At 44.6% G+C, this 3271-nt stretch carries 6 protein-coding genes; all 6 read left to right on the forward strand.

Annotated features, from left to right (window positions below):
* The first annotated feature begins 165 nt into the window (after positions 1-165).
* Positions 166-435, forward strand: a complete 270-nt coding sequence (locus tag BLT35_RS25925; protein ID WP_074730222.1) for a hypothetical protein — start codon at positions 166-168, stop codon at positions 433-435.
* A gap of 304 nt (positions 436-739) precedes the next feature.
* Positions 740-895: a hypothetical protein gene (locus tag BLT35_RS27285; protein ID WP_157462203.1), complete on the forward strand. Its 156-nt coding sequence runs from the start codon at positions 740-742 to the stop codon at positions 893-895.
* 88 nt (positions 896-983) lie between these two features.
* Positions 984-2117: a DUF6155 family protein gene (locus BLT35_RS25930; protein WP_074730223.1), complete on the forward strand. Its 1134-nt coding sequence runs from the start codon at positions 984-986 to the stop codon at positions 2115-2117.
* 12 nt (positions 2118-2129) lie between these two features.
* Positions 2130-2768, forward strand: a complete 639-nt coding sequence (locus BLT35_RS25935) for a UPF0158 family protein (RefSeq protein WP_074730224.1) — start codon at positions 2130-2132, stop codon at positions 2766-2768.
* A gap of 54 nt (positions 2769-2822) precedes the next feature.
* Positions 2823-3095, forward strand: a complete 273-nt coding sequence (locus tag BLT35_RS25940; protein ID WP_074730225.1) for a nucleotide exchange factor GrpE — start codon at positions 2823-2825, stop codon at positions 3093-3095.
* Positions 3092-3271: hypothetical protein (locus BLT35_RS27410; RefSeq protein ID WP_217634760.1), on the forward strand; the 180-nt coding region annotated here is incomplete at its 3' end. The genes BLT35_RS25940 and BLT35_RS27410, both read left to right, overlap by 4 nt.

The following is a 3271-nucleotide window of genomic DNA, read 5'->3' on the forward strand; positions in this document are numbered from 1 at the left end:
AGGGAAAACCTCATGTCCGGTTTGATGAAGGGGGAGCTGAAAAAGTAAAAGGAGGGCTCTCGCCCCCCAATGAAATTTCAGTTCTCTACTCTACAGGATTCGGGGCGGTTTATGTTATACTGGTGATAAAAGAGCGGAAAAGCTTATGACATGGGGTGACATCGAATGGAAAAGGTCAATTCACCGGAAGAGTTGATGGAGAACATATCGAATATGAGCCGCGACAACTCCGTGTACCACTTTCATATTCCAGGAAAGGGAAAGTTCACTCTCGTCTTGCAAGAGGAAGAGCAGCGGTCCATTCAAGCTGACGTTGAGTCTAATCCGGAATTGAAGGTCATGATTGAACAAAGCAGGAAGGAATTCAAGCTTGGCAAAGCCTTGAGCACATCGGAGTTACTGAAATCCTTATCTCCCGAGGACTTTCGATCATGAACCGCGTAGTTTTATGGTCTCCGGCAGTAAGCTCTCCCAGTTTCGCAGCGAGTGATTTTCTCCCGAGAAAACGTATGATTTCATATAATTATTCATTCTTGAAACAGAAGCTATACTCACCAATCCCATTATAGGCAAAGCTTATACTGAGGAAGACAGACCTATGCGGGACTGTCGCGTATCATTGTGAAGAGGTCTAGGATTTCTTTTGAACAGCAGGAGAATGAAGTTTAGAATGTTCCTGTTTTGTTTCCCGGAGAGAAATGAAAATGATTGCTCAGATTTATAATTGGGAGGAGAACAGTTGGCTATGCCCCTGCCAAATAAGTTGGACCGACAAATGTCTGAGGATGAATGCAGCATTGACGATATCCTTGAATCGGCTGGAGTTTTAACTCCGGAACAAGCTGCGCATTTGACTGATGAAATCAAAAGGATGCGCGAAGAAGAATGGGAATGAATCTAAATAGCCTACCCATTGTAATTCCAACCGGGATACAGTGGGATTGTTTATATACTCGGAATACTTAAAAGGAGAACAGACGATCATGGTTTATAGATGCAGAATCGAACTGAATGAGATTGCCCCGAAGATTTGGCGGGAGTTTCAATTTCATCCGGACGTGACGTTTCATCAGCTTCACAAAATCATCCAATCGGTCATGGGATGGGAAAATTACCATTTATACGAGTTTCATGTGAAAGAAAAGGTGATCGGTCTGCCCGATCCGACATTCGCAGATATGGAAGACCGAGAGGTATTGAATGCTCGAAGAGAAATCGTTCAGAAGCATGTTCACGAAGAAAACACCGTATTTACATACGTGTATGATTTTGGAGATGATTGGCAGCACACGGTTACGTTGATCAAAATCGACGCATCGACATCCGACCCGGCACCCTTGTGTCTAGATGGTGCCCGCGGCTGTCCGCAGGAAGATGTGGGAGGCGTGTGGGGGCATCAGCATATGCTGGAAGTACTGCTTACTCCCAATCATCCGGAGCGGGATCATTTTATAGGCTGGGTTCGAGAAGGATATGATCCCGAACATTTCTCCTGCGAAGAAGTGAATCAGGAGCTTGAGCGACAGAAGGACAAGCTGATCCCCAAGTCACTGGTTAAGCGGCCGGTAGGGAAAAAGCCTGTGAAGCTGACGAAGTCTGCTCTGAATAAGCATCTGAAGCAGCTAAATAGCGACCAGCTTATCGATTTGGTGAAGGCTTGTCATGGCGCCAGCAAAGATATGGAGAAGTTTCTTGCTGTAAGAATACTGGGCGATGAAGCAGTAGAGTCTCTCTTTCAAGAGTATTGCAAGAAGGTTGAGAAAGAGTTTTTCCCTGAGCGGGGATTTGGCAAGCTGAGACTCCAGGAAGCGAAACATGCGATTTCGGAATTCGAGAGATTGACTGGAAATTCCAGGTACGCCCTGGAATTGAAGCTGGTCTACGTTGAAAATGGAGTTGATTTCACCCTAAGCTACGGGGATATTGATGAACGCTTCTACTACAGCATGGTGTCCATGTATGCCGATATCATTGATCAAGTAAATGAAGATGAAACAGCCGAGTTGTTCGACGAATTCGAGGAACGTCTCGAAGCCGTTGTTTCGAAAACAGAAGGGATCGGCTGGGGTTTTCATGACAATTTGGCTAATCTGCACGCTCAAATAAGATGGATTTAGGTGGGGAACTTAATGCGCGGCAGGAAGAAAAATAAGCGGACCGGTCAGAAAGCGGAATTCACGGGGCTGTTGGAGCAAGACGAGAATTTCTATTTTATCGCCGGATATACGGATGGAGGCTTCCCGTATGGAATCACGTGGGAGGAATATGAGGCGGAACAACGCGGCGAGTTGATCAAAGCGACAGTAGCTGAGGGAGAACCTATGAAAGAATTGAAATTGACCAAGCAGCAGTTTCAGGAGATTGTGGATGCATACGACATGTACGTAGAAGGAATAGAGTCCTTCCTGAATATCGAAACTGGAGATGTTGTCACGTTGCGAACGTTTGACCGGGATGAAGAGGACGAAGAATTAAGCGAGATCATTGAAGAAGGCTTTAATGAAATTTATTTTCGGATACCGAAACGGGAGTCGGATGAAGGATATACCGACATGGTTGATTTTGCGGAAACGGTTGAAGATAAAAAGCTGCAATCCACTTTGATGCACATATTAAGCGGCGGCAAGAGAATATTCCGAAGATTCAAGGATGCGTTATCTTCCGACAGTGAGCAGTTAGAGCGGTATTACCAGTTTGTTGAAGAGCAGAATCGCAAACGTGTTTCTGATTGGTTGGAATCCATTGAAGTGAAGTTGATTCTCGAGTAATAAAGAAAAATGTTTGGGCAGGGGATACCGGTGAAACGTTCTTCAAGACAGACGATGATTAAGCTGTATGCTCAAGCGGTCATTTCGGAACTTCAACAATTAGGTTATCCCAATGATCAAGCTAAAGCAGTCTTTTTTCGACACTATCGAGACATGAAACGTTTATTTGGTCTTGAGCAGAATGTATGCGATTTTGCAAAGATGATTGATGAATTTGAACGTGCCATGCAGAAGAAGCATGACCCGGGTGATCCCAATTCAATTGCTGTTGGCCATCTAAACCACTTGGCTAAAACATACATCCTTAAGCATAAAAGCAACAAATGAGCAGGATTATTTTCCAATCGGTAACCGATATACGACCTGTGTCGCTGTCACCATTTCTAAAAGATGAATATGTAGACGCTGCGGCAGACCAACATATTCCCTTCTTTACCACGGTGCGATCTTATCAGGTGTTCATCGACTATTGGAATTCCAAAATGGAAAGAAGCATCCAAAGG

The organism is Paenibacillus naphthalenovorans (genome assembly GCF_900099895.1).
In the GTDB taxonomy this organism is placed as follows: domain Bacteria; phylum Bacillota; class Bacilli; order Paenibacillales; family NBRC-103111; genus Paenibacillus_G; species Paenibacillus_G naphthalenovorans.